At 69.6% G+C, this 25353-nt stretch carries 20 protein-coding genes and 2 tRNA genes; 11 read left to right on the forward strand and 11 right to left on the reverse strand.

Features of this window, described 5'->3' with window-relative positions:
- Nucleotides 1–3: 3 nt before the first annotated feature.
- Entirely contained in the window at nucleotides 4–3018 is a 3015-nt protein-coding gene (locus ACWDVW_RS04615; protein ID WP_449944759.1) for a hypothetical protein, read from the reverse strand.
- Nucleotides 3019–3155: 137 nt separating this feature from the next.
- Nucleotides 3156–3764, reverse strand: coding sequence for a response regulator transcription factor (locus ACWDVW_RS04620; RefSeq protein WP_449944762.1), 609 nt, complete (start codon nucleotides 3762–3764; stop codon nucleotides 3156–3158).
- Between the two features lie 218 nt (nucleotides 3765–3982).
- On the opposite strand from ACWDVW_RS04620, the gene ACWDVW_RS04625 reads away from it, so the two are divergent.
- Nucleotides 3983–5263 (forward strand): COG1470 family protein, encoded by a 1281-nt coding sequence (locus tag ACWDVW_RS04625; RefSeq protein ID WP_449944765.1) that lies wholly within the window; start codon nucleotides 3983–3985, stop codon nucleotides 5261–5263.
- 101 nt (nucleotides 5264–5364) lie between these two features.
- On the opposite strand, the gene ACWDVW_RS04630 is transcribed toward ACWDVW_RS04625, so the two are convergent.
- Nucleotides 5365–5604 carry a DUF6458 family protein gene (locus ACWDVW_RS04630; RefSeq protein WP_396691481.1) on the reverse strand — a complete coding sequence of 80 codons (240 nt, stop codon included), beginning with the start codon at nucleotides 5602–5604 and terminating at the stop codon, nucleotides 5365–5367.
- A 151-nt stretch (nucleotides 5605–5755) separates the two neighbouring features.
- Between ACWDVW_RS04630 and ACWDVW_RS04635 the strand changes: the two genes are divergently transcribed.
- Together ACWDVW_RS04635 and ACWDVW_RS04640 are read left to right on the forward strand one after the other, a co-directional pair.
- Nucleotides 5756–5828: transfer RNA gene (locus tag ACWDVW_RS04635), tRNA-Gly, on the forward strand.
- 39 nt (nucleotides 5829–5867) lie between these two features.
- Nucleotides 5868–5942, forward strand: a tRNA-Val gene (locus ACWDVW_RS04640).
- 818 nt (nucleotides 5943–6760) lie between these two features.
- On the opposite strand, the gene ACWDVW_RS04645 is transcribed toward ACWDVW_RS04640, so the two are convergent.
- From ACWDVW_RS04645 to ACWDVW_RS04655, 3 genes are read right to left on the reverse strand one after another with little or no spacing between them, the layout of a single operon-like run.
- Nucleotides 6761–7615, reverse strand: a complete 855-nt coding sequence (locus ACWDVW_RS04645) for a helix-turn-helix domain-containing protein (RefSeq protein WP_449944770.1) — start codon at nucleotides 7613–7615, stop codon at nucleotides 6761–6763.
- On the reverse strand, nucleotides 7596–8114 hold the full coding sequence (locus tag ACWDVW_RS04650; RefSeq protein ID WP_449944772.1) for a DUF6879 family protein: 519 nt from the start codon (nucleotides 8112–8114) through the stop codon (nucleotides 7596–7598). The genes ACWDVW_RS04645 and ACWDVW_RS04650 overlap by 20 nt, the downstream gene beginning before the upstream one ends.
- On the reverse strand, nucleotides 8098–8316 hold the full coding sequence (locus ACWDVW_RS04655; protein WP_449944775.1) for a hypothetical protein: 219 nt from the start codon (nucleotides 8314–8316) through the stop codon (nucleotides 8098–8100). The genes ACWDVW_RS04650 and ACWDVW_RS04655 overlap by 17 nt, the downstream gene beginning before the upstream one ends.
- A 433-nt stretch (nucleotides 8317–8749) precedes the next feature.
- On the opposite strand from ACWDVW_RS04655, the gene ACWDVW_RS04660 reads away from it, so the two are divergent.
- The 3 genes from ACWDVW_RS04660 (at nucleotide 8750) to ACWDVW_RS04670 (ending at nucleotide 10469) form a co-directional block, all read left to right on the forward strand.
- Nucleotides 8750–9193 carry a hypothetical protein gene (locus ACWDVW_RS04660; protein WP_449944777.1) on the forward strand — a complete coding sequence of 148 codons (444 nt, stop codon included), beginning with the start codon at nucleotides 8750–8752 and terminating at the stop codon, nucleotides 9191–9193.
- A 104-nt stretch (nucleotides 9194–9297) separates the two neighbouring features.
- Nucleotides 9298–9738, forward strand: coding sequence for a hypothetical protein (locus ACWDVW_RS04665; protein ID WP_449944779.1), 441 nt, complete (start codon nucleotides 9298–9300; stop codon nucleotides 9736–9738).
- A gap of 8 nt (nucleotides 9739–9746) precedes the next feature.
- Nucleotides 9747–10469, forward strand: coding sequence for a hypothetical protein (locus ACWDVW_RS04670; RefSeq protein WP_449944782.1), 723 nt, complete (start codon nucleotides 9747–9749; stop codon nucleotides 10467–10469).
- A 50-nt stretch (nucleotides 10470–10519) separates the two neighbouring features.
- Here the strand turns inward: ACWDVW_RS04670 and ACWDVW_RS04675 are convergent, their stop codons facing one another.
- Nucleotides 10520–10780: a hypothetical protein gene (locus tag ACWDVW_RS04675; protein WP_449944785.1), complete on the reverse strand. Its 261-nt coding sequence runs from the start codon at nucleotides 10778–10780 to the stop codon at nucleotides 10520–10522.
- A gap of 764 nt (nucleotides 10781–11544) precedes the next feature.
- On the opposite strand from ACWDVW_RS04675, the gene ACWDVW_RS04680 reads away from it, so the two are divergent.
- Nucleotides 11545–12036: a hypothetical protein gene (locus tag ACWDVW_RS04680; protein WP_449944788.1), complete on the forward strand. Its 492-nt coding sequence runs from the start codon at nucleotides 11545–11547 to the stop codon at nucleotides 12034–12036.
- A gap of 130 nt (nucleotides 12037–12166) precedes the next feature.
- On the opposite strand, the gene ACWDVW_RS04685 is transcribed toward ACWDVW_RS04680, so the two are convergent.
- Entirely contained in the window at nucleotides 12167–16225 is a 4059-nt protein-coding gene (locus tag ACWDVW_RS04685; protein WP_449944790.1) for a trypsin-like peptidase domain-containing protein, read from the reverse strand.
- A gap of 14 nt (nucleotides 16226–16239) precedes the next feature.
- Entirely contained in the window at nucleotides 16240–16569 is a 330-nt protein-coding gene (locus ACWDVW_RS04690) for a CU044_2847 family protein (RefSeq protein ID WP_449944792.1), read from the reverse strand.
- A 429-nt stretch (nucleotides 16570–16998) separates the two neighbouring features.
- On the opposite strand from ACWDVW_RS04690, the gene ACWDVW_RS04695 reads away from it, so the two are divergent.
- Nucleotides 16999–17619 (forward strand): hypothetical protein, encoded by a 621-nt coding sequence (locus ACWDVW_RS04695; protein ID WP_449944794.1) that lies wholly within the window; start codon nucleotides 16999–17001, stop codon nucleotides 17617–17619.
- Nucleotides 17616–20951: a helicase HerA domain-containing protein gene (locus ACWDVW_RS04700; protein WP_449944796.1), complete on the forward strand. Its 3336-nt coding sequence runs from the start codon at nucleotides 17616–17618 to the stop codon at nucleotides 20949–20951. Before ACWDVW_RS04695 ends, ACWDVW_RS04700 begins: the two co-directional genes overlap by 4 nt.
- On the opposite strand, the gene ACWDVW_RS04705 is transcribed toward ACWDVW_RS04700, so the two are convergent.
- Nucleotides 20948–21655: a polysaccharide deacetylase family protein gene (locus ACWDVW_RS04705; protein WP_449944799.1), complete on the reverse strand. Its 708-nt coding sequence runs from the start codon at nucleotides 21653–21655 to the stop codon at nucleotides 20948–20950. The genes ACWDVW_RS04700 and ACWDVW_RS04705 overlap by 4 nt on opposite strands.
- A 243-nt stretch (nucleotides 21656–21898) precedes the next feature.
- On the reverse strand, nucleotides 21899–23521 hold the full coding sequence (locus tag ACWDVW_RS04710; RefSeq protein ID WP_449944802.1) for a glycoside hydrolase family 43 protein: 1623 nt from the start codon (nucleotides 23519–23521) through the stop codon (nucleotides 21899–21901).
- A 254-nt stretch (nucleotides 23522–23775) separates the two neighbouring features.
- Between ACWDVW_RS04710 and ACWDVW_RS04715 the strand changes: the two genes are divergently transcribed.
- Nucleotides 23776–25071: an extracellular solute-binding protein gene (locus ACWDVW_RS04715; RefSeq protein ID WP_449944805.1), complete on the forward strand. Its 1296-nt coding sequence runs from the start codon at nucleotides 23776–23778 to the stop codon at nucleotides 25069–25071.
- A gap of 46 nt (nucleotides 25072–25117) precedes the next feature.
- The coding region (locus ACWDVW_RS04720) for a LacI family DNA-binding transcriptional regulator (RefSeq protein ID WP_449944808.1) at nucleotides 25118–25353 on the forward strand (236 nt) is incomplete at its 3' end.

Consider the following 25353-nt stretch of genomic DNA (forward strand, 5'->3'; position numbering starts at 1 on the left):
TCGTCACCAACTGCGGCGCAGCAGTCCGGGCGGTTGCTGGGCCGGCAGCACCACCAGGAACGGGGTGTTCACCGGGCGGAACCCGGTGCCGGTGGCCACCGCCCGGCGTTCGCCCAGCCGGTCCTTCGGCAGCACCAGCACCTGGCCGGTGAAGGTGCCGTCGGCGGCCGGACGTACCGGTGCGGCGGTCGCGGTGATGCCGACGTCCCAGGCCAGGCGCACCGGTTGGCGAGGTGGGAAGTCGAAGCCCCGGATCGTGGCGACGAAGCCGGGCGGTCCGATCCCCGGCACCGCCTCGATACGCGGCTGGAGCACCCGCAACCGCGCGGTGGCGGTGTCGTTGTCCGGGTCGGCGTTGCCGCCGGTGGTGGAGACGGTGCCCCGGACGGTCGTGTCGAGGGCCGCGCCGGGGGCGAGCGTGCCGCCCACCGTGGCGGCGGCGCCGGGGGCGAGGTCCGGCACCGGGCAGCCGTCGTCGCGGCAGTCGGGCAGGAGCCCGCCGGCCGGTACCCCGTCGGGCAGGCCGGCGCGGACCCGCAGGCCGGTCGCGGTGGTCCCGCCCGCGTTGCGCACCGTGTATCGGACGGTGACGACGCCGCCGACGTAGCCCGGCTGCGGGTCGACCGAGACGGTGATCGTCGGGTCGGCCGGGCTGTCCGGCGGTGCGGGTACGACCCGGACGGTAGTCACCGTGGCGTTGTCCGACGGGTCCGCGTCGGTCGGGCTGGTCTCGACCGACCAGCCCACCTCGAAGCTGCCGGCAGCGTCGCCCACCAGGTCGACCCGGACCTCGACGGTACGTCCCACCTCCAGGCGGCCCAGCGCGCAGCGCAGGGTGGCGAGCACGCATTCACCGGCCGACGTGTCGAGGCCGGTCACCGACAGCCCGGCCGGTACGCGGAGGGTGCCCTGGACGTCGTCGGCGGCGGTCGGCCCCTGGTCGGTGACGGCGAACCGCAGCGAGGTCCGCCCGCCGACCGTGGTGGTGGGCGCGGGCGCCGACACGCTGGTGGCGACGTCCACGCGGCGCTGCCAGCTCGGCTCCTTCTGCCGTCCGGGCAGGTGCCCGGTCAGCGGGCCGACGGTGCCGGCGGCGAGGTCGTAGCTCCACAGTGCCTCGGGCGAGTTGTTGCCCTCGGCGCGGCGGGCCGAGAAGGCGAGCCGCTGGCCGTCCGGCGACCAGGCCACGTCGCGGGGCTGGTGCGGGGCGTCCTCGCGATCGGGCACCGGCAGGGCGCACGACCCGCCACCGGCGGGCAGCAGCAGGCGGCAGTCGCCGTCGTCGAGGTCGAGCAGGACCACGCCGTCGGCCTCCCGGTTGAAGGCCAGTTGGGTGCCGTCCGGGGAGAACGCGGCGCTGTCGTCGACGACCGGGCAGCCGATGCCGCAGATCGTCTCGGTCAGGTCGGTCTGCTCCAGGCCGTTGCCGGCGTTGGCGGTCCAGATGTGGGTCGACACCTCACCCCGGTAGGTGCCCCGGGTGAAGGCGAGCTGGGTGCCGTCGGGCGACCAGGCCGGCTGGGTGTCGTCGAGTCCGGCCAGCGGGGCCGGGACCGGCAGGTCCAGTAGGAGCTCCCCGTCGACGGCGTCGACCACCTCGATCCGGGACGGGGTGCGCCCTCCCGGCCCGTCGCCCGGCGAGTTGCGGACCAGGGCCAGCCGGGTGCCGTCGGGCGACCACGCCGGGTCGGTCTCCCGGTCGCCGCTGCCCCGCCCGGCGATCGGCAGCAGCCGGGGCCGACCCCCGTCGGCGTCCACGATCCACAACCGTTCGGTCCGTACGCCGTCGACCGTCTCGAACCGGGTGACCGCGATCTGTCGCCCGTCCGGCGAGTACGCCTGCCGCTCGAACCACGGATCACCGTCCACCGGCTCCCAGAGCAGCATGGAGTCGTCGAGTGCCCCCGGGTCCTCGCGCAGCACCGACACACCCAGGTCCCGCGGGTCCACCCCGTCGGGCCGGATGTCCTGGAGGGTGGCAGTGGTCCGGTCGAGGGCGCTGGTCCGGCCGACCAGCAGCGACTCGGTGTCGCTGCCGGGCGCGGAATACCAGGTGGGATGGCTGACGTCGCGATTCTCGTTGAGCCGTTGCACCACCACGCACTGGCACACGTCCTCCTGCACCAGCACCGAGTAGAGCCGGTCCACATCTCCGGTCGTGCCGCCGTCGGGCAGCGTCCGGCTGACGAACGCCACGGTCGCCCCGTCGGCCGTCCACGCCGGCTGGCGGGCCTGCCAGCCGCCGGGCAGCATCTGGGTCCGTGCGGTGCCGTCCGGGGCGATCAACCACACCTCGGGAGCCGGTTCGGCCGGCCCGACCGTGTAGGCGAGGCGTCCGTGCGCCGGGTTCGGGTCCCAGGCCGGCTCGGCGGCCCCGGTCGGCTCGGTGGTGACCTGGGCGACCGGACCGCCGTCGGCGGAGATCCGATAGACCTGGGGGAGCGTGGCGTCGCCACGCAGGCCGGCGAAGGCCAGCGTCGTGCCCTCCGGCGACCAGGTCGGCCACCTGTTGTCGCCGGTGCCGTCGGTGACCCGTCGGCTGTCGCCGGTCGCGACGTCGACCACGAAGACGTCGTGCGCGCCGTCGGCCCGACCGGCGGCCGAGCTGTACGCGATCCGGCTGCCGTCGGGGGAGAGGACCGGCCGGGACTCGTCGGTCGAGTTCCGGGTGACCCGCTGCACCGGGCCCGTGCCGCGCCGCAGATAGACCTCGGTGGTGCGCTCGTCGCGTCGGCCCACCCAGGTCACCGCCGACCCCCGGGCCGACACCTCGTCGTCGAAGTGGACCGGGCCGGTGCCGAAGAACGGCGCCGCCGTCGCCGAGGAGCCCGCGCCCGTGACGACACCGAGGCTGCGGTGCCCGGTGCCGGCGTACGCGATCCGCTGGCTCAGATCGTCGTTCGGCGCCGGTGCGGGTGGCGCGGTCGGGGCCGGTGCGGGCGCGGCGACGGCGACCCCTGTGGTGGGTGGCGGCGCGGCGACGAGCAGCACGGCCAGGACGACAGGGAATCCGATCATGCGTCGCACGTGGACCTCGCGAGGCGTACGTCGTACGGGATGGCCACCGTCATCCTCCGGTGCTCCGGCGTCCGACCGCCTCGGCCTGCCGGGCACCCGAGGGGGCATCCGGCTCCGCCCGTTCAGGCAAACACGCCTCAGATCAGGCCGTTGCGCAGCGCGTACGCCACGGCGTGCGCCCGGTTGCGCAGTTGCAGTCGACTGGTGACGTCGTGCAGCACGTTCTTCACGGTCCGCTCCGAGTACGACAGCTTGCTGGCGATCTCCCGGGTGTCGAGCCCGTCCGCGACCAGCCGCAGCACGTCCACCTCCCGGGTGCTCAGCCCGAGCAGGGTGAGGCCGCGTGGTTCGAGGACCTGCCGCTGCAACCGCCCCATCTGGGCCATCAGCCGACCCAGCAGGTCCGCCGGGAGCGCGCCCTCACCACGGGCCACGGCCAGCACGATGTGACTGAGCCGTTCCGCGCTCGCCTCGGTGCGGCGGACCAGCCCCACCACGCCGTGCTCCACCGCCTGGGACAACCCGGCGTCGTCGATCCGGGCCGGCACCAGCACCAGTTTGGCCGGGCCGGTCCGGTGCAGGCGGCGCAGCAGCCGGATGGCCGACTCGTCGAGGACGTCGACGACCACCAGCGAGACGGTCTCCGGCGTCTCCCGGCCCGGCTCGATCACCCACAGGTCCGGTCGGGCACGCAGTTGGCTCTCCACCCCCGACCGCGAGATCGGGTCCTCCGCGTGAACGCTCACCGTGACACGCTGCATCTTCAGCCTCCCCACACCTCGACGCCCGGACCCGTTCGTCCGGTCCGGACGGCGCGGCACGGCGGGTGCCGCGCCGGTACGCAGAGCATGACCGGCGTGACTTCGCGTGCACCTAACGTGGACCTAACGGGCAACTGTTCTGCCCGTGCCGGTTCCCCGCCGGACGGTCGCCAGGCGTCGCCACCCGCCTAGCGTGGGCGGACATGAGCGTCTCGTTGGGTCTGGTGGACACCCCGACGGTGGTCGTGCCGGGAGAAAGCGTCGACATACCGGTGACGATCCGCAACTCGGGTGACGTCGTCGAAGCGTACGACCTCACCATCGTCGGCGTGCCCGACGCGTGGGTGACGTTCGATCCGCCCCGGGTGTCCCTCTATCCCGGCGCCAGCCAGACCGTCGTGCTCACCGTCCGTCCGCCCCGGTCCTCCGAGGTCCGCGCCGGGGACCTGCCGTACGGGGTGCGGGTGGTCCCGTCGGAGGCGCCGGAGACCGCGACGGTCGAGGAAGGCGTGCTGACCATCGCGCCCTTCTCCGAGGTGGGCGCCGAACTCCGGCCGCAGGTGCGGCGGGCCCGGCTCACTGCCCGCTACCGCCTCGCCGTCGTCAACGGCGGCAACATCGGCGAGGAGTTGACCGTCACCGCGACCGACGGGGCGGAGCAACTGCGCTTCACGGCCCGCCCGCCGGCGATGATCCTGGCCGCGGGTGAGCAGTACCAGGCCGGACTCCGCGTACGGACCCGGCGGCTGCTCTGGCGCGGCACACCGCGTCACCTGCCGTTCCGGGCCCTGCTGACCGACCGGGACGGGCGCGCGATCACCCTGGACGGCACTCTGGTGCAGCAGCCCGTCCTGTCCGGGTGGCTGCTCAAACTGTTGGCGTTGCTGTTGGCGTTGCTGCTGCTCCTGCTGGCGCTATGGTTCGGCCTGCTGCGCCCGGCGGTGCAGTCGGCCGCCCAGGAGGCCGCCGACGAGCGGGTGGCGCAGGCCGCGACCCAGATGGAGGCGTCCGCGAACGAGGCCGCCGGCCAGGCGGCCCGGGAGGCCGTGGCGCAGGACCGGGCCGAGAACCCGGTCGCCCCGCCGGCGAGCCCGTCGCCGACCCCGGCGGCCGCCACCGGCGGTGGACAGTTCGCCACCGCGCTGACGCTGCGGACCAACCCCGGCAGCACGGCGTCCCGCAGCTACACGGTCCCCCGCAACCGGGTCCTCCTGCTCACGGACTTCCTGGTCGACAACCCGCAGGGAGACACCGGCACGTTGACCATCACCGCCAACGACGTGCGGGTGGTCACCTACGGCCTGGAGAACTTCCGTAACCAGGACTACCACTCGGTCACCCCGATCCGGGTACCGGCCGGAGCGCAGGTGACCCTCACCATCGAGTGCCGGCAACCCGGCACCCCGGTCGGCGCCGCCACGCCCCGGACCTGCCAGGAGGGGCTCTACCTGAACGGCATCCTGAACCGGACCAGGCCGAGCTAGCACGAACGACGATGGCGGCCACCGGTCACGGTGGCCGCCATCGTCGTTTCCTCGGCGACCGATCAGCTCCCTCGGCCGCCGACCCGACCGTCGTATGCCGCTCACAGCGGCGGCGCGACGTCCCGACGCTCCTCGACCCGGCGGTACTCCGCCGGCTGCTCGGTGGTGACCACCTGGCGGCGGCGGCCCCAGACCAGGGTCGTCATGATCAGGCCGAGTACGCCGGCGGCCATCAGGATCCAGCCGACGACGTCCAGGTCGAGACCACCGATGCTGGCGTTGACCGCGAAGGCGAGGATCGCGCCGAGCGCGAGCAGGAAAACACTGGTTCCGATACCCATGACAGCCTCCTTCTTCCAGGGGCGCGGTGTGCTGTCGTGAGGGTCTGTACCCCGACGGTGACCGGCACAATCACGTCGGGAAGCGGGGTGGCCGGTCGAGCGATCTTGTCATCGGGTAGAGTTGGCCCGTCCCCGGCACTTCGCGGGGCACGCGGACGTAGCGCAGCTGGTAGCGCATCACCTTGCCAAGGTGAGGGTCGCGGGTTCGAATCCCGTCGTCCGCTCGCAGCCTGCCCGCACCCTCGGGTGTCGGCGGTCTCCACGGGCGATTGGCGCAGTGGGAGCGCGCTTCCTTGACACGGAAGAGGTCACTGGTTCAAACCCAGTATCGCCCACCATTCATCTTGGCCTGCCGGATCAGCAGGCTGAAGATCGCCGATCTGCTGATTGCAACGGATAGCAGTGGCGTCAGGTCTGCCGTAGGCCCTCCTGCTGTACGTATATCTCCCGCCGCTCTTTCGCTCGCCCTTGTCATCAAGCACGTATCCCGTGAGCCACAACCAACCCCAGTAGGTCGGTCTCGGACAGACCTTGATCACCCTGAACTGAAATCCCCGGTCGCCCGCAAGTTGGACGCTGGCTGAATCGCCGATTTGGAGCATATCGCCGGGGTTGGGAGTCGGTAGCGCCGGTGGCATGGGTGAGCACTGGAGTCGTCTGTCGGGCCTATCGCTTACGGTCATCGACCTGAAGAACTGGTGCAACTGCCGCTCTCGCGGCGGCATCCTGCTCCGTGCGGGCATCGGCCGGCGCCTTTCGTAGGGTGGATGCGCCACACTCCGGGCACCACCGCTCTTTGACCTTGAAGCTGAACAGTCCTGCCAGGAATCCCAGTAGTACGGCGCTGATCAGAGCACCAAGCGTCATCTCGGGTCACCCTTCGCCTGCTTGAGGGTGGCTGCCGGACGGACACCGTTGCCGCGGGCCGTCCGGCAGCCTCAAGGGAACCTCGTCACCGAACGGACAGACGTTGATTCGTCATGGCCAGGCGAGTGGTAGGCCGTTCGTCCGTTACCAGTTGGCTTCCGGCTTGCGTCGTCGCCGGATCCACTGCAACGGCCGCCTTTCGCTCCCGGCGTCCGTCTTACCGAAGTTCCGCAATGACGGTATGAGCGAGCCGTGAGCGGCGTCCATGGTGTTGCGAAATATTGCGACGCTACTCGACAAGTTGATCGATCGTGCGGCCGATCAGCGCCCGCGCCTCTGGCCCGTACACGGCCGACACCTGGAGGTGGTCGAACATCCGGGCGTACAGCTCAATCTCGTGCGGCCGGGTGACCTCGATGCTCGCCGTGGGCGTCTCCAGGGCGACCAGCAGGTTGTCGAAGATCCAGAAGCCGGTGGACGCGACCGCTGGCCGTTCGGTCATCAGGGGGATGATGCCCACCGAGACGTTGGGCAGGGACATCACCGCGAGCAGCCGGTCCAGCTGCCCGGCCTGGGTGTCGGCGTCCCCGAACCAGGTCCGCAGCGCCTGTTCCTCCAGCACCACCACGAACCGCTTGCCGCGCTGGTAGAGGACTCGTTGACGCTCCATCCGCACCGCGACGGCCTCGTCCAGGTCGTTGGGCGTCTCCAGGAAGTCGATCCAGAACGACAGCATCGCCGCCGTGTAGTCGGCGGTCTGGAACAGCCCGGGGATGGCGTTGTGCTCGTAGATCCGGAACACCGACGTCTGCTCGTACAGGGCCAGGGTGTGCGCGCCGAGCACCCGCTTCATGCCCGCCCGGCTCTGCCGCCGAAACTCCAGGTACGCCGACTCCACCGCCCGAAGCGTGGCGGTCAGATCGGGAATCTGGTCTTCGGCGTTGCAGGCGTGGCACCAGGCCCGGATGTCCTTGTCGGTCGGCGGCTGGACGCCATGCTCGATCTTGCTGACCCGGGTGAAGTGCTGGCTGGTCAAGGCAGCCAGCGCCCGCCCCGTGAGCCCCGCTTCCTTGCGCAGCTCACGGAGACGGACGCCGAGTGCCTCCTGGCCCTGGCGGGCAGCGCTAGACGGGTTGGTAGTCACGGTGCGGGATGGCCAACTGCCAAACGGCCTCGAACGCCGACCGGCACAACCGTAGGTCAGCCGGGTCAGTGGACACCACCCGATCCACAGCCAGGCCGTTGCCCGCGTAGATCAGGAAGACCGCCAACCGATCGTCGAACAGGTAGTAGTCGTTGCCCGGCAACCCCAGCGACGACACCAGCCGACGCGGCACCCAGCGAATGTCCTCGCCAGCGTCCACCATGGGCTGCGCAATGCTGTACGACCAGCGCTGATAGTCGCTCAGCGGCTCAGAGACGATACGCGCCCGGCGCACCGACCGACCTGCCTTGACATGCTCGCGCAGGCTCTCGCACCAGCCCTCCAACCACGTCAGGTCGTCTGGCTCGCCGGCGGCCCACTTGGCCATGTAGGGCAATTCGACCGCCGTGCCGTAGGCGTCGCGAGTCTCCAGGTGGATGGCATCACGCTCGAAGCTCACCAGCAGCCGCGCGAACTCGCCCTCACTGATCGAGGTCACGATCCCCCTGCCTGAAGAACTGGAGCATCCGGTCCGGGATCTCCACGCAGGACTCACCCTCCGGGATGCTCATCTGTGCCAACACCGCCAGATCCGACACCACCCAACCCTGCACCACCCAGCTCTCCCGGTCGGTGCGGTACACCGTGGGCGAGCCTGTCGGGTTCGACTCCGGATCCTTACCGATCAACGTTAGGCGCATGGTCCACTCCCTGTCCTGCCGGTTGCGGGATGTTGCGACGTGGCCATCCTGAGGGCAGGCATGGATGGCGTCAAGGAGTAGGCGTCTGATTGCAGATGGTGAAGGTCTGGGAATCCTGAGCCCCCGGGCATCGCCCCTGGCGTCGGGACGTCTCGTTGATCAAGAGGTGCGGGTGCGCCAATGCCGTCGCGGCCCGCCGAGAGAAACGTCCAAAGACCAAGACCACCCAGGTCAAGATCACGGCTAACAGCGATGAGGGGTTGCGCCAGGCGATGCAGCAGGTCCCGGACATCCTCCGGGCAGAAGGTCAAGTGGCACTCTGGGATGACCAAGCGCGCCGTTGGCAGCAGGTAGCAGCGGTGCAGGTCCCACCGGACCAAGCGGAACTCGATGCCTCCGAGCCTGTCGCACAGCCCGCTTACCGTAGTGAGTCATGAGCCATCCGACATGGACCGAGCAGCACCTGCCCGTGCTCCGGGCAGCTGTTGAACTGTGTGATGAGCAGAACGGGACGGCATCGGAGGTGGACATCGCCGAGCGGCTCGGCTTGGACGATGAGGCGATACAGGCGGCGTTGAAGGGCCTGCTGGCTGAGGATCCACCGTTCTTTGTCAAGGCAGTCCACCGGTTCGAGGGCGGATACGAACGCGTGTGGCAGCCAACCGGCCACGCCCGGCGCGCGATCCGCCAGTGGCCAAGCGCCGAGGTTAGGCTGAACGAGATGATCCAGATCCTCCAACTTGCGGCCGACCGTGAGCCGGATGAGGAGAAGCGCGGGTGGCTGCGGAAGACCGCAGGCTGGCTCGGGTCGGCTGGGCGCGACGTGGCGGTGGACGTGACCGCAGCCGTAATCAGTCGGCAGATCGGTGACGCGTAGACAACAGTCAGGGCCGCTCGCCGGTAAGTTAGACGGCTCCGAATCCGGCGGTTCGTGCGCGAGCAACACCTGACGTGTCGCACCGTCTGGCTAAAGTGTCGGCCATGGTGAATCCGACGTGGGAGGGACGCGACCTACCTGTGCTGCGAGCCATCGTTGAGCTGACCGAGGAAGGGATCACATCGATTGCCCCCGGCGCGATTGCCAAGAAGATCGACATGGACCGACGGGATGTCGACCTTGCTCTTCGGGCACTCGCCACCGAGCAGCCGCCGTTCTTCGGTCATTCGGTTACGAGGGGCTTCGGCGGGCTCAACGATATCGATCGGATCCTCCTCCCTACCGGACATGCCCTGCGAACGGTTGGGGCTTGGCCTAAGCCAGAGAACCGGGTAGATCAGCTCATCGACGCGCTCCGCCTAGCCGCCGATCGTGAGGCTGATCCGGAGCAAAGGAGCGCTTTACGCAAGACGGCCGCGTATGTTGGTGGGGTAGGTCGAGATCTGTTCGTTGGCATTGTCTCGGGCGCGGTAACGGGAAGCTGACAGAGGCCGTGGACTTTTCCTCCTGGGGGCCGGCGGAGTGGTCGGCCGTAGGCACGTTCCTCACCGTGGTGGTCGGCGGCGGGATTGCACTTGCGCAACTCATCCACATTCGGGGAGTTGAGCAGCAGAAGTCGCGCCCTTATGTCATTGTGGACTTCGAGTTCCGTGGTTTTGCGATCTACCTCACGATTAGGAATATCGGGGCGACCATGGCTCGCGATGTGCGCATCAAGTTCGACCGTCCCTTAGTGTCGACCTTTCCCAACTCGGCTGTTGGAGAATCTCGGGTTTTCCGTGAGCCGACACCGATGATCGCACCCGGCCGCACGATCAGCTTTCTCTTTGACTCCTTCCCAGATCGGTATGCCAAGAGGGAAGAGTTTCCAATGGAGTACACGGTCACGCTCGAGTACGAGGACGCCGAAGGTAAGCCCTACACAGATCCGCCATATCCACTCGACCTTGGCACTTACGACCAGTCCGCCGTTGGTCCCAAGGGGCTTCCCGAGCTAGTCCGGGAAGCCGAGAAGATACGCAAGGAAATGGCAAAATGGACTTCCGGAATCCGGGGAATCCTCGTTCACTCCGTGGACCACGAGCAGTATACGCGTCGGTCTCATCGTCCGTGGGTGAGGAAGACGGCAGCGCAGGTACGCAGGGAGCAAGGTCTCAGGGCGTACGCCCGTTGGCAGATTGACCGCCAGTTGCGCTGGTATGGCTGGAGGCGTTGAGTGCGGGGTCGCCCGTCCGGGTGAACGTTGGGCGACCCCGCGAACGATCGCTAAAACTGTTGATCTTCGTCGCCGGTCGACTTCGCCGTACCTGACTGGGCGGAAACATCGATTACAACGTGAGCCCCGCCGAAGGACTGGTTGGTGCCGCGGCGACTCTGCACTTCGGTCACTCGCATATCGATGTTGTATCCGGTGACCTTGATTCGGGACTTCTCCTTGTAGAGAAGTAGCCACATCTTCTCGCCGCTCGGAGAGAACCAATCCGGGAGGGGAACCCGTTCGAATTCGCTGTGCTTGCCCTTGGCCATGTGGCTCCTCTCGCGAAGGTCGCTCCTCAAATGACACGCGTAGCAACGTGACGCTACTCGTGGGGCTCGTACAGGGGAAGCCCACATGTTCACGGAGCCGCCTCAATCGCCACCGCTTGACCCATGAACCGGTGGTTCGGGCTTGCCGACCGCCCGTGCGGAACAAGTTGGAGACGGACCTGTTCGGCTTGCCGGTCCCAACCCGCCCCACCTGTGTCGGCTGTAGCCGACCGTGGTCAGGAGCGTTCGGCCCTGCCGATTCTCTTGGTCAGGCGGCCGATCTGGTCACCGCTGGTAACGCCTGAAACGTAGGTTTTCGCTCTTTTTAATCCCAAGGTCGCAGGTCCGAATCCAGCCGGGCGTACCTTGTAGGTCGGTTGCAAACCGAACGTCGGAGAATCTCGGCGGACGGCGTGTCCTAGATCCGACATGATCGGCGGCTGTCGTGCTTTGTGTTGGCCTGTTTACGTTCGGCTATGGCTCAGAGGCCGCGCAAGCAGAGGATCAAATGCCGGGGACCGCGTGACGAGGATGGGCGCGCCTGCCAACGTCCGGTCAGCCGTATCGGTCAGAGGTGTCCACAGCATGTCGGTAGGCCGGAAGTGCCGCTGCGCGGGCGCTTGGCCGAGTACGCCAAGCAGTCTCCCAAGAAGGCCAAGCCAAAATCGCCGGCGCGAACTCGACGAGCGGCAAGTCCACCGCATCCGGTCAGGGTGTCGGCTCGGCCGCGTCGCAGGCTCTCACCCGCAGCGCGGGATGCCCTGGTGGCCGAAGCTGTCGACTACTTCGAGGCTACGTTGGCGGTTGGAGCGGTCGATGCTGCAGCGGCTCAGGCAGCCAGATACGCGGGGGACGGTGTCTGGAACCGGCTGACGGTCGACTGGTCGGGGCGGAACTGCAAGGGGCTTGCTCGTCTCGCCCGTGCCGCCCTGGATGGCAAGGACTGGCTCCATGACCGGGTCGGCGACCTGGTGGGCTTCCTGCTGGAGTGGCTTAGCACGCCCCGCGTGGTCAGGGTCTTCGGTAAGGAGATCGCCAAGCGGATACCGCTGCCATGGGATCAGCAGCTCGTAGCGGTGTCGAGAGGTATGCAGATCGCGGGCATCGCGGTATGCATGATCAACGGCCGGGATCTGGCGAAGTGTGAGTGCTTCATCGATGTCGTGATCGAGGAGGGCAAGGAGCGTGTGCGCCAGTTGATGGACTGGGCAGCCAAGGACTGGCGGAACCTGGAGCAGTTGGTCCCCGCCGCCTGAGGTGATTCTGCCGGTCTTATCGGGGGTCTTCGTCCCGTGATGGCCACTTTCGGGCCATGTCGAGCAGGCGCTTCGCCTCCCAACAGGGGTGTGCAAGGGCCTCCACGAGTCCCACCAGCCCGATCGGGCGTCATCCGGTGACGGCCAGCGCGAGCAGTCCCTGATCCAGCCCCACCAGCAGCGTGTCCTCCACGGTGCAGCAGGCGAGCGCCGGGTGATAGACGGGGATGGTGCGCACCAGTCGACCCGTGGCCGGGTCCCAGATCCGCACCGTGCGGTCCCTGCTGGTCGAGGCGAGCAGGTCACGACCGCCGATCCGGACGACGCTCAGGCCGGTGACGGCTGCGGTGTGCCCAGTGAACCACCGCACCGGCTCGCCCCACTCGGCGTCCCACATCCGGATCGAGTCGTCCGCGCTGGCGGAGACGAGCATCGGGCGGCCGGCCACCGGGACGGCGCAGAGCGCGGTCACCGCGTCCTGGTGACCCTGTCGGGTCCAGATCGGGGTGTCGCCGCCGGCCCAGAGCATCACGGTGCCGCTCTTGTCCGCCGAGGCGAGTGCCTCGATACCGGGCCAGGTCACCGTGGTCAGGGCCGTCACCCAGGCCCGTGTGACGTGTCCGAGCAGGACCCCGCGCACCGAGCCGGTGTGCGGATGCCACAGCCGGATGGCCTGGTCGTCGCCGGCCGAGGCGATCACCGTCTCGCCGTTGACCACGAGTGGGCAGACCGCCGCGACGGGGGCGTGGTGTTCGCTCATCTCGTGCACCGGCAGATCGTCCCGGGAGCCCCACGACCCGACGGTGGCGTCGTCCTGAGCCGTGAAGATGAGCGGCTCCTCGTCGTCCGCGATCGCGCACATGGCGTTGACCGGCCCGCCCGACGTGGTGAACTCCCGCACCCGCTCGCCGGTGCCGGCGTTCCAGACACGTACCCGGCCGTCGACACCACCCGAGGCGACCAGGACCCCCTGCGTGCCGGGCACCGGGCAGAGGGCGGCGACCGGGCCGAACCGGTCCTGATCGGCGACCGTGTCCGGCTGGCCGCCCGCCGGATCCCACAGCCGTACGGTGCCGTCGTCTCCGGCGGTGGCGAGCATCCGGTCCTTCGCCGTGCGCAGCTCGCACACCGCGCGGACCCAGTTCGCGTGTCCCCGCAGGCTGGGGCGGCTGGCCCAGGTCGGCACCTCCCACAGCCGGATGAGTCCGTCCTCGCCGGTGGACACCAGCAGGAGCCCCCCGTCGACCTCGACCGTGCAGAGGTCGGTGAGCGGCCCGCCGGTCTCAAGGACCTGCACCTGCCGGCCGGTAAGCGGATCCCAGAGGCGGACCGTGCCGTCGTATCCGGCCGAGGCGAGCAGCGTGCCGTCGGGTGTCCGGACCGCATAGAGAGTGGTGACCCAGCCGACGTGACCGGTGAGGGTTAGAGTCGGCCGGTCGTCGACGGTCGGCTCCCAGATCCGGATCACGCCGTCGTAGCCGGTCGAGGCGAGCAGGTGGCGGCCGGCGGCTGGCACGTACGTCACCGCCGTCACCCAGCCGGCGTGGCCGGTCAACTCGTACCGCTGTGTACCGCTCACCGGGTCCCACACGCGGACGGTCCGGTCGTCGCCAGCGGAGGCGAGCAGGTCACCCGTCGGCAGTGGAATGGCGCAGATGTTGCGTACCCAGTCGTCGTGCCCGCGCAGCTCGTGCCGACGGTGGCCGGACCGTGGTTCCCAGAGCCCTACCGTGCCGTCGTGGCCGGCGGTAGCGATCAGCACCTCGCCGGCACCGGTGCGGACGGCGCACACCCCACGGACCGTGTCGTCGTGGCAGGTGAAGACCGACTCGACCTGGTTGGTCAGGGGATCCCAGAGCCGGAGGGTGCCGTCGTCACCGACGGAAGCGAGGAGCCGCCGGTTGTCGATCTCGATGGCGGCGACGTCGTAGACGGCCTGCGAGTGGCCGTCCAACACACTGCGTTCCTGGCGGGGCGGTGTGTGCGCCCACTGCGCCTGGTAAGGGGCCTGTTCCGCCGTGATCCCGCTGCGCAGACCGTCGAGGCGATCGACGACCGAGAAGAGCGCGGCCCGTTCGGCCGGTTCCGCCGCGACCGCCAGCGGGGTGCGTTGCAGCAGGCGGGCTCGGGCCTGCGGCAGTGGGGCCGTCGGGAGTTGTTCCGTGTCGACCACGGTGAGCAGGCGATCCAGGTGCGCGTGGAGCAGGTAGCCCTCGTCGACGAGCAACCGGTCCACGAGTCCGGCCCGCGCGGCGTGTTGTGGCAGCGACCGGAGGAGGTAGTCGGGGGCGCGGTCCCAGCCGTCGGCGGCGGCCCGGTCGACCCACGCGGAGACCAGTCGGCGTTGGTCCTCGCGTCGTGCGTCGCGCGCGTCGCGCTCGGCCAGCAACGCGTCGTTGAGGGCCTGGTGGAACAGCCGGTACGCGGGCTGCGCCCCGCCACCCGTCTCGACCAGGAAGTTCGCCGCCGAGGTGCGGGCGAAGGCGAGCAGTTGCGCCTCCGTGACCCCACCGCCCAACGCCGTCACCGCCGTCTGCCACAGGGCGAGCGGCAGCCCCGGGGTCTCGGCGTACGCCAGTGCGGTGAGAGCCAGCCGGGCCGAGGTCGAACCCGCAGCCGGCAGACCCGCGAGGTACGCGTCCAACGCGTTCGCCACGGTCGCCGTGAACGACACGGTGGCCGGATCGACCGCGTCGATGTCGCGTAACGCGTGCGCCCGTGCGACGAGACCGGCGACGAGGAAGTTCCCCTTGGCCAGGGTCGCGATGCGATGGGCGAGTGGTGCGGCGGCACCGGGTGGGGCGTACGGGTTGGCGGGCCTCTCAGCACCGAGGAGTTGCAACGTCGCCTCGGCGTAGTTGACGAGATCGGACTCGGCGAAATACTCGGAGGTGTCCAGGTCGATCAACTCGGCCTGGTCGCCGAAGCAGGCGATGAGGTCACCACGGTCGTCGGAGCGGCGGGTGCCGACCACGACCCGGGCCCCGTACCGGCCGCACTCCTGTGCCATCGGCAGCAGGATCTCGTCGATGATCTGGCGCGCGTGGCCGGGGTCCACGGCCTCGTCGAGCGCGTCGACGACCAGAGCGAAGGGGACGGTCCGGCGCTCCAGTCGTCGGCGTACCGCCGGCACCAGGTCGGCGGGCGCGGCCGGCAGGTCGACGGCGACCGCGCGGGCGATCTCGGTCGCCACCTCGTCGGCGGTCTTGCCCTTGACGTGCACCGCGCACGAGACGGAGCCGACCGTGGCGGTGACGGCGACGTCGTCGGCGGGAAGCGTGGCGCGGATCTGTCGGTCGGCGGTGGTGACGACCCGTCCCAGCACCGCGGACTTGCCGACGCCGGGTGACCCGGTGACGATGAGCGGACCGGTGACCGGCGTCGCACCGTCGATCCAATCGACGATGCGACGGAGGGCGGTGCTCCGTCCCCGGAAGCGGGTGCCGCCCTCGGTGTCGACCGCCACTCCCCGGGCGCGGGGTAGCCAGTGCCGGCCGGCTTCGCCGTCGCCGCTGAGCGCCCAGCCCCAGGCGGAGAGCGCGGTGTCGTCGGTGTCCTCGATCCGCCAGGCCGACAGCGTCCCAAGCTTCATCTCGGGTATCTGTTCGTCGGCGTAGTGGAGCGTCACCGCCTGTCCCCGGCCCTTGCCGTCGGCGGAGACGACGACGCCGATCACCGCCTGGTACTCCGGAGACCAGACGGCGGCGCCGCTGAACCCCTTCTGCAACGCTCCACCGGCACCGCTGTCGATCATGACGTGGCCGTATCCGCCGGTGTCGGTCACGGAGCCGGTGGCCGAGGTGCCGCCGATGATCTGTGCCGGGAATCCGAACGCCCAGAAGGGGCGATCCATCAGAGGCTTGGGTTCCAGGCAGCGCAGCCGTGCGGGGGCGACGGTGGGCGGCACCGGCTCGACGAGTTCGAGCAGGACCAGGTCGACGTGGGCGGTCTGCCTGCCGTTGTGCAGGCACTGCCTGACCTTGCGCCGGTCGAAGTACGTGACCTTGGGGGCGAGCGGGAAGGCGACGTGCAGGTCGTGGTGAAGGGTGCCGTCGGCGGCGAACGCCACGTGGTGACAGGTGAGGACGAGGTTCGTGTCGATGACGATGCCGGTGCCGACCGGGAGGTGCTGGTTCGCGCCGCGATGGAGGGCAGCGACCCAGGGGCTGCCGTCAGGGGCTGTGGTCACGGGTCGCCCGTTCGTCAGGGCCGCAGACCGACGCCGCGATCCGGATTGTCGTGCGCGTGCCAGGCGAGGGTGACTTCGAAGTTCGCCTCTCCGGTCGCCTTCGCCACCACCCAGTTCGCCGTTCCGGTCGCTTTGATCCCGAACCGGACTTCGACCGAGTCGGGCGCGACGGATTTCACCTGTTCCAGCAGTTCCTTCGCGGCGGCGACCGCAGGGGCGGCCGATTCCCGCACCCAGCCGGCGACATCGCCGAACCCGGCGGGCTGGAAACCTGCCGGCGGTTCGACCTCGATCAGTGCGACGGTCTGGTCATCGACCTGGTAGCGGACCACTTCAGACTGCACAGGTCACCTCCGTTGCCCTCACCCCGGAACGGCAGGAGAGGTCGCGGCGTCACCCAATTGCCGGCGGGCCTCTCGCCGAACAGCCATGCTGCCTGTTGTCGTGGACATTTGGCAACGGCCGCTTAGTCGATCACGACTGACGGCTCCGAACTGGTGTTCCAGTCATGCCGTCCACGCTGGACCACTGAAGATCGACTCAGCCGGGTTGTCGGTTATCGGCAGCCCGATTGGTGACCTTGCGCTCGCTGGCCGCCGTCGGCAGAATCGGCCCGTGCGCGGGACGAACCCGTTGCGGAACCTGAACCACGGCCACCCCTTCCGAGTCTTCGATCATCACCGTCAACGTGGTGAAAGCTCGTGCCACAGAGGAGCATCCGCATGCCGGAAAAGGAACTGACCCTCGTTGACCGGTGCATTCTCGTTACGCTTATGATCAAGGCGGCGCCGCTGCCGCAGACCTACTTCACCAATGTCGCCGGGATCGGCCTGAAAGCGGATCATCGGCGTCGACTCCTAGCTCTCGACCTGATCGAGGTCTCCGAGAAGCCGATCACCCTGGCCCTGACCGACAAGGGATGGAGCCGGGCCGCCGAGGAATTGGGAGCCGACGCACCGAAGGGCGCCGGTACGGCGGGCGGCACGCTCTATGTCGTGCTGGACTTCCTGCGGCGGCTGATCGATCACTCGGGTACCCGTGCCGACGATCTGTTCCGCTTGCAGATCAAGGAGGAGGACGTCGTCTCGGCCGTGGCCGTGTCACCGACCGGCACCGATCCGGCGAACTCCACGGTCGACGTGGTCTCCCTGATCCGGCAGGCGTACCAGGGACTGGCCGCCCGTCCCGGCGACTACGTCATGCTGGCCGACCTGCGCGCTGCGGTCGCGGATCTGCCCCGCACGGAGGTCGATGCCGCGTTGCTGCAGCTCAACCGGGAGCGCGACGTCCACCTGGTGCCGGAGTCCAACCAGAAGGTGCTACGGCCGGAGGAGCGCGCCGCCGCGGTGAGTATCGGCAACCAGGACAAGCACCTCATCGCCATCTCGTCATGATGGCCGCCGAGCAGCGGCGGGCCCTGGCTGCGCTGAGGTTCAACTGGGCGCCGACACCGGACGACGTGTGGAAGCCGACCCCGTTCCACGTCGAGGGTCTGCACCACGACGTCGTACAGACGGTGCTGGACAGCTTCGCCGAGGCGGAGCAGAGCCCCGACTCCAGCCCGGTGGGCGTCGCCATCCTCGGTCAGCGTGGCACCGGCAAGACCCACCTGCTCGGTACGGTGCGTCAGGAGGTGCAGCAGCGCGGCGGCTTCTTCTTCCTGGTGGAGTTGCTGGAGGCCCGGGCGTTCTGGCACAGCACCGCGATGTCGATGCTGACGGGCTTCGTCAGGGCGATGCCGGACGGGACGACGCAACTGCGGGCGTTCCTGCGCCGGCTGGCGGACCGCGTCGACGCGCCGCGAACGGTCCGCCGGGCGGTCACCGGTGAGACCGAACTCAGCCGATCGGCGCTCGACGCCTTCGTCGACCTGATCCGCAAGACCGATCGCCAGATCGGGACCGAGTGTCAGGACACTGCGCGGGCGTTGGTCCTGTACGCCGCCGAGCAGTCGGCCCCGCAGGACATCGGCTTCGACTTCCTCTGCTCCAGCGACGAGGAGGAGCCGGGTCTGCGCGCCGGCTGGGGGCTGCGACGCACGCGGCGAGCGCCTCAGGAGGTGGTCCAGGACACCAGCCGCCTGCTGGCCATGGTCGGTCCCACGGTGATCGCGGTCGACCAGATCGACCTGATGGTCGCGCAGTCGGTGAAGGCGACCAACCACGAGGTGCGAGGCGAGACCGACTGGCAGACCTCGTTGTTGCTGGAACAGGTGGCCAGCGGGCTAATGGCCCTGCGAGAGACCACCCGTCGCTCGTTGTCGGTGGTGTCCTGTCTGCCGCAGACCTGGCAGAACATCAAGGAGCAGGCCACCGACACGGTGCAGGACCGGTTCCGAGAGGCCGCCTGGCTTAAGCACATCCCCTCCGCCGAGGTCGGGCGGGAACTCGTCGAGAAGCGATTCTCGATGCTGTTCGACGGACTCGGCTTCACCCCGCCGTATCCGTCCTGGCCGGTCCACCCGTCCACCTTCGACGAGGTGGAGGGCTTCACCCCGCGCGAGTTGCTACGGAGCATCGACGCGCACGTCCGGGCCTGCCTGGCCGCCGGGGAGGTGCGGGAAGTCCGGCATCTGCTGCACGCGGCAGCGGACCGACCCGGCGTCCCGAGCGGATCACCGGCGGGTGGTGCGTCGGCGACGGGTCGCGCGGACGAGTTCGGCAAGATCGACGTAAGGTACGCGGAACTCGTCGCCGGGGCCGATCCTGAGCCCGCCGTCCGGCAGAAGTCCGAGGACGCGCGGGTACCGGAACTCCTCAAGGCCGGGCTGATCGCGTGGATCGCCGAGCAGGGCTCCGCAGTGGAGGCGTTTAGCCTCGACCCGATCCCGGCCGGGGGCAAGCCGGCCCTGCACGCCCGGCTGCGACACAGCCTCGACGAGGAGAGCGAGGACGAGGAGCACTGGTCCTTCCGGGCGATCTGCGCCCCGCACCACATCGCCGCGCTCAACCGGATCCGCAACGCGGTGACCACGGCCGGGCTCACCGAGGGCATCGCCAAGCGTCGGCTCTTCCTACTGCGGAGCGCGGCGTGGTCGGCGGGGGCTCGTACCCGCGAGGTGCTGGAGGCGTTCGATCGGGCGGGCGGGCGGACGCTCGACTTTCCCGCTGCGGACATCCGCCGCCTGGCCGCCCTGGAGCAGCTCATCCAGACGTACGGCCTGGAGACCCTACGGCCGTGGTTCGCCGACCGCCGACCGGTGGCGGACATCGGTTGTCTGCGAGAGGCACTCAGTGTCCGGTCGGCCGGTGCGCCGATCACCGGTCCGCCCGCCGGTGCCGTGCCTGCCGGTGCCGTGTCCGCCGCTGTCGTGCCCGTCCTCGACGTGCCGCCGGAACCGGCGTCCCGGCCGGAGGCGCCGCCGGACCGGGTGGTCGGGCGGGCACCTGTTCCTGCGTCGCCCACCAGCGCACCGCCGGCGGCGGCGTACGCGGCGGTGCCGGAGACACCTGTCGCCGGTCCACCGCCCGTCGCCGGAGTCGACCCGCACCAGGTGGTTCTCGGTGTCGTCCCCGGTCGGCCGGACCCGGTGCGGATCGGCCTCGAATCGCTGCGCCGGCACACCGTCGTCTTCGCCGGTTCCGGCTCGGGCAAGACCGTGCTGATCCGCCGGCTCGTCGAGGATTGTGCCCTGCGCGGCGTCTCCGCCATCGTCCTGGATCCGAACAACGACCTCGCCAGACTCGGCGACGCCTGGCCGGCACCGCCGAACGGGTGGGGTCCGGGGGACCCGGACCTGGCTGCGGCGTACCTCTCCGGGACGGACGTGGTGATCTGGACGCCGGGCCGGCAGTCCGGGCGGCCGTTGACGTTCCAACCGTTGCCCAGGTTCGCCGACGTGCTCGACGATCCGGACGGCTTCACGGCTGCGGTGAACGCCGCCGTCGCCACGTTGGCCACGCATGCCCGGGTGGACGGCGGAACGGATAAGGCGCGCCTCGGACGGGCGGTGCTTCGTGAGGCGCTGATCAGTTACGCCCGGACCGGCGCCAACGACCTGCACGAGTTCACCGAGGTGCTCAACGAGCTACCCGACGGGGTCAGCCAACTCGACAGCGCGCCCAAGCTGGCGGCGAGCATGGCGCAGTTACTCAAGGCGGCGCTGATCAACGACCCCTTGTTCGGTGGGGCGGGAACCCCGGTCGACCCCGGTGAGCTGCTCACGCCTCCGCCGGGTCGACGGGCCCGGATCTCGGTGATCAGCTTCGTCGGGCTTCCCGAGGACCAGCAGCGGCAGAGCTTCGTCAACCAGCTCCAGTTGGCACTCTTCACCTGGATCAAGCGCCATCCGGCCGGTGACCGGCCCCTGGGCGGGCTGCTGGTGATGGACGAGGCGCAGACGTTGGCCCCGTCCGGTGCCGTCACCGCCTGCACCCAGAGCACCCTGGCGTTGACCTCGCAGGCGCGCAAGTACGGCCTGGGCCTGGTCTTCGCCACGCAGTCGCCGAAGGGGCTGCACAACCAGATCCCGGGTAACGCGGCCACCCAACTCTTCGGACTGCTGACCGCTCCGGTCCAGATCGAGGCGGCGCGGGAGGTGGCCAGGGCGAAGGGCGCCGACGTGCCGGACGTGGGGAAGATGCGGACGGGGCAGTTCTACGCCGCCGTCGAAGGTGCCCGGTTCGTCAAGATGCAGGGCTCGATGTGCCTGAGCCACCATCCGCCCAGCCCGTTGACGACTGAGGAGGTCGTGCACCGTGCGGCCGCTGCCGACTCCGGCGTCTAGGTCGCCGGGTCGTCACCCCGCTGGTCCGTCAGCGACTCACGGTGCTGCCCGGGTAGGGCGAAGGTCCACCCAGCGGTACGCGCCGACGGCACGAAACGGTCGACGGCGTCGACGGTCTGGCTCCGGTCTCCGCCGCCGTCGTGCAGCAGCACCACCGCGCCGGGTGCGGCGCCGTCGGTGAGTCGCCGCAGCAGTTCGTCGGTGCCGGGCGGCTCCCAGTCGGTGACGGCGAGCCGCCAACCCATCGGCCGCATGCCGAGCGCGGCGGCGACGGTGGGGGTCTGGCCCCACGCGCCGTAGGGGGCACGGAAGTAGCCGACCCGGGTGTACGGGACGGCCTGCCGGATCACCGCGTTGGTCTCCAGCAGGTCCGAGGCGATGCGTCCGGCGGCCCAGCCGCTCATGTCGTCGTGCCGCATCCCGTGGTTGCCGAGCACGTGGCCCTCGGCGGTGATCCGGCGGACCACCTCCGGGTACCTGACGACCTGGTCGCCCCGGAGGAAGAAGATCGCCTGGACGTCGTGGTCAGCCAGCACGTCGAGCAGGCGCGGGGTGTGCACCGGATGGGGCCCGTCGTCGAAGGTGAGGCAGAGGACCTGCCCGGTGTCGATCACCTCGACCGGGCGTGCCGGCGGGGGCCCGATGCCCGGCCGTAACGTGACGGCGGGGTAGGGGGCGTGGCGAGACTGGGTGGACGGTGGCATCACCGGTGGCCTTCCGACGAGGTGGTGCGGCGAGTGGGTCGCGTGGGGCGCGGACCCGCCCCACCTGGCACGGCGACGATGCTGCGGTGGCGATGCGGTCGTTCCGGGAGCGTCCGGTAACTTGGTCGAAACGTTACGGCCGTCGATGCCGGGGCGTCAACGGTCGATACGTCCGACTCTCGGCATATTGCCTGCTCAGAGACCTGGAAAGCGATATCGAAAACTTTCCGGACGTGCCTGTGGTCAGTGTTCGAGGTAGGTGGCGTGGTCGAAGTCGGCGTACCGGCCGTCGCCGCCGATGTCCTGCACCCAGAGCCCGAGCAGCGCGCCGGTGAAACCCCAGGCGGTGAACTCCCCGTCGACCATCTCCGTGGCGTGCTCGTCGGAGAGGATGGTGGCGTCCAGTTCGACCGGTACCTGCTGCCAGCCGTCACCCAGGTCGTACTCGAAGCGCAACACCGGGCCGTCGAAGGTCACCCGCAGGCCGACCCGGCGGGTGCCGCCGGTGTCGACGGTGAGCTGCGGGTACGCGGTGCGCCGGCCCCGGTCGCAGCTGAGCACCTCCAGCACCACGCGCCCGTCGTCGGCCCGGGTCAGATAGAGGTGGTGCCAGTTGCGGGTGTTGTAGTACCCGGCCACGCCGGCCAGGTGCCGGTGGTCGCGCGGGTCGAACTCGACGACCGTCTCCAGCGAACAGTGCGTCGCACCGACCCGGCGGGCGACCAGGCTCGGGGTCTGCTTGCCGGTCGGCGACTGTCCACCGTGCACCCGCAGGTGCGAGGGTCGGGAGCGCAGGTCGATCCAGTCGTCGTCGGCCGTGCGGCGCAGAGTCGACCAGCACACCGCCAGTTCGGGTGCGTCGAAGTGGTCGACGGCCGGTTCCGCCGGCCATGGGTGGGCCGGCAGGTCCGGGGCCGGGACCTCGTCGGCCGGGATCCCGCCGTCGATGCGGGGCCACCCGCCGGACGGCCAGTCCACCTTCTGCAGGGCGGTCTCCCGACCCAGCACACACCTCCCGAGCGGGGTGTACGGGCGGCCGACCAGGTGCGCCAGGTACCAGTCGCCATGCGGGGTCTGCACGAGGCTGCCGTGTCCGGCTTTCTGCAACCTGAGGTCGGGCCGACCGACGGAGGTGAGCAGCGGTCCGGCGGGGTCGACCTCGTACGGCCCGAACAGCTCGCGCGAGCGGGCCACCGTGACCTGGTGCTCCCAGCTCGTGCCGCCCTCGGCGGTGACCAGCCAGTACCAGCCGTCGCGGCGGTACAGGTGCGGTCCCTCGGTCAGGCCGACGTCGGTGCCGGTGAAGATGATCCGGGGCTCGCCGACCATGCGCTTGCCGACCGGGTCGTACTGCTGGATCTCGATGCCGCCGAAGCGGTCGCGGCCGGGCCGCCACTCGGCGCTCAGCGCGAGCACCCAGGTGGTGCCGTCGTCGTCGTGGAACAGGGCGGCGTCGAAGCCGTGCGAGTGCAGCCGTACCGGCTCCGACCACGGGCCGGCGATGCTCGGTGCGGTGGTGAGGAAGTTCTGCGCGTCCCAGTAGCCGCCCGCGAAGCTGGCCACGTCGCTGTAGACGAGGTGGAACAGTCCGTCGTGGTGGGTCAGGTCGGGTGCCCAGATCCCGGCGGCGTCGTCGCAGCCGCGCAGGTCGAGCAGGCGGCGGTCGGTGACGATCCCACCCAGGTCACGCCAGTGCACCAGGTCCGTGGAATGGTGCACGCGCACGCCCGGATACCACTCGAAGGTCGAGGTGGCCAGGTAGTAGTCGTCGCCGACGCGCAGGATGGCGGGATCGGGGTGGAAACCGGCGAGGATCGGGTTCCGGATCGACCGGGTGGTGGCCCCGTCCGCGCTCTCGGCCGACATGCGCTACTCCTTCAGGCTTCGATCCCGGTGGATTTCCGGAAGTGGGCTGCGGGAACCCACCAAGATTCGGCTCACCGTAGCCCGTAGTGTCTGCTTGCGACAGCCCTCTTGACCGCGTACGTCGACGCGTCGTAACGTGCCGGCCATCACGTCGAAAATACCGGCAACGGGTTGAAACTTTCGAACTGCCATTCGCGGCCTGTCGCCGATCGCGGTGCCCCATGCGTACGTCACCGGTTGTCGAAGGGATACAGATGACAGCGCCCGTCTCCCGCAGGTCACTGCTCGGTCTGGCCGGTCTCGGCGCCGGTGCCTTCCTGCTCGGAGGATGCGGAGGCGACGAGTCCGAGAACACCGGCGCCCCGCAGACGATCAACTGGTGGCACATCCAGAACACCGAGCCGATGCTGCCGGTCTGGGCCGACCTGGCGCGGGTGTACTCGGGCCGGCACCCGAACGTGACGTTCGAGATCGAGCCGTTGGAGAACGAGATCTTCAAGGGTGAGCTGGCCGAGATCACCAAGAAGGGCACGCCGCCGGACCTGTTCCAGTCGTGGGGCGGCGGCCTGTTGCAGCAGCAGGTGGAAGCGGGCCTGGTCAAGGACATCACCGCCGACGTGGAGCCGTGGATCGGGCAGTTGCTGCCGGCCGCGTTGCAGCCCTACACGATCGACGGACGGATCTACGGCATCCCGTTCGACGTCGGCATGACCGGCTTCTGGTACAACCGGGACCACTTCTCCGACGCCGGCATCACCTCGCCGCCCACCACCTGGGCCGGGCTGCTGGAGGCGGTCGGCAAGCTCAAGGCGCGCGGCATCACCCCCATCGCGCTCGCCGGCAAGGACAAGTGGCCGGGGCACTTCTACTGGGCGTACCTGGCGATGCGCGTCGGTGGCCTGGACGCCCTGCGCCGCGCGGGCGAGACCGGCAACTTCGACACCCCGGAGTTCGTGGCCGCCGGTGAGCGCCTGCAGGAGCTGGTCGATCTCAAGCCGTTCCAGCGGAACTGGCGCTCCGCGGAGTACGGCACGGCGGACGGGCAGGGCGCGGCGATGGGCAACGGCGAGGCCGCCATGGAGCTGATGGGCCAGTGGGCGCCCTCGATCCAGGCGTCGTCGTCGAACAGCAAGCTCGGCATCGGCAACCAGCTCGGCTTCTTCACCTTCCCGACGGTGGAGGGCGGCAAGGGTGCCGCCACCGACGCTTTCGGCGGCGGCAACGGCTTCGCGGTGGGCCGCGACGCGCCGCCCGCGACGGTGGACTTCCTGCGCATGTTGCTGCGGTCGGAGAACCAGCGCCGGGCCGCCGAGACGGGAGCCGTGCTCCCCACCAACCTGGCCGCCGTCGGCCGGATCAAGGACCCGAACAACCAGGTGGTGGCGGCGCACCTGGCGGTCGCGACCGGGTTCCAGCTCTACCTCGACCAGGCGTACCCGCCGGCGGTCGGTCAGCAGGTCAACGACAGCGTCGCCGAGCTGATGATCGGCCGTAAGCGGCCGGATCAGATCCTCAAGGACATCACCGCGGTGGCGAAGAGCCAGCAGTGACGCCTCCGTCGGCGGCGTCCATCGAGCGAGGAGATGGAGGCGCCGCGTGGCTGCCAACGACAACCGCACAGTGACCATCGCGGCGATCGCCCGCCTGGCCGGCGTGTCGGTGCCGACCGTCTCACGGGTCATCAACGGGCGTTCGGACGTGGCCCCTCAGACGCGTCAGCGGGTGGAGGAGTTACTCACCCGGCACGGATACCGGCGGCGTCCGCCGAGTATGCGGGCGAGTTCGGGGTTGGTGGACCTGGTCTTCAACGATCTGGACAGCCCGTGGGCGGT

It is taken from the genome of Micromonospora sp. NPDC003241, assembly GCF_053589795.1.

What these genes read in the sequence shown, in the direction of transcription:
- ACWDVW_RS04615 (WP_449944759.1), bottom strand. Translation starts at nt 3,018, where the DNA reads ATGATCGGATTCCCTGTCGTCCTGGCCGTGCTGCTCGTCGCCGCGCCG.
- ACWDVW_RS04625 (WP_449944765.1), top strand. Translation starts at nt 3,983, where the DNA reads ATGAGCGTCTCGTTGGGTCTGGTGGACACCCCGACGGTGGTCGTGCCG.
- ACWDVW_RS04630 (WP_396691481.1), bottom strand. Translation starts at nt 5,604, where the DNA reads ATGGGTATCGGAACCAGTGTTTTCCTGCTCGCGCTCGGCGCGATCCTC.
- ACWDVW_RS04655 (WP_449944775.1), bottom strand. Translation starts at nt 8,316, where the DNA reads ATGCGCCTAACGTTGATCGGTAAGGATCCGGAGTCGAACCCGACAGGC.
- ACWDVW_RS04660 (WP_449944777.1), top strand. Translation starts at nt 8,750, where the DNA reads ATGAGCCATCCGACATGGACCGAGCAGCACCTGCCCGTGCTCCGGGCA.
- ACWDVW_RS04665 (WP_449944779.1), top strand. Translation starts at nt 9,298, where the DNA reads ATGGTGAATCCGACGTGGGAGGGACGCGACCTACCTGTGCTGCGAGCC.
- ACWDVW_RS04675 (WP_449944785.1), bottom strand. Translation starts at nt 10,780, where the DNA reads ATGGCCAAGGGCAAGCACAGCGAATTCGAACGGGTTCCCCTCCCGGAT.
- ACWDVW_RS04695 (WP_449944794.1), top strand. Translation starts at nt 16,999, where the DNA reads ATGATCAAGGCGGCGCCGCTGCCGCAGACCTACTTCACCAATGTCGCC.
- ACWDVW_RS04700 (WP_449944796.1), top strand. Translation starts at nt 17,616, where the DNA reads ATGATGGCCGCCGAGCAGCGGCGGGCCCTGGCTGCGCTGAGGTTCAAC.
- ACWDVW_RS04705 (WP_449944799.1), bottom strand. Translation starts at nt 21,655, where the DNA reads ATGCCACCGTCCACCCAGTCTCGCCACGCCCCCTACCCCGCCGTCACG.
- ACWDVW_RS04710 (WP_449944802.1), bottom strand. Translation starts at nt 23,521, where the DNA reads ATGTCGGCCGAGAGCGCGGACGGGGCCACCACCCGGTCGATCCGGAAC.
- ACWDVW_RS04715 (WP_449944805.1), top strand. Translation starts at nt 23,776, where the DNA reads ATGACAGCGCCCGTCTCCCGCAGGTCACTGCTCGGTCTGGCCGGTCTC.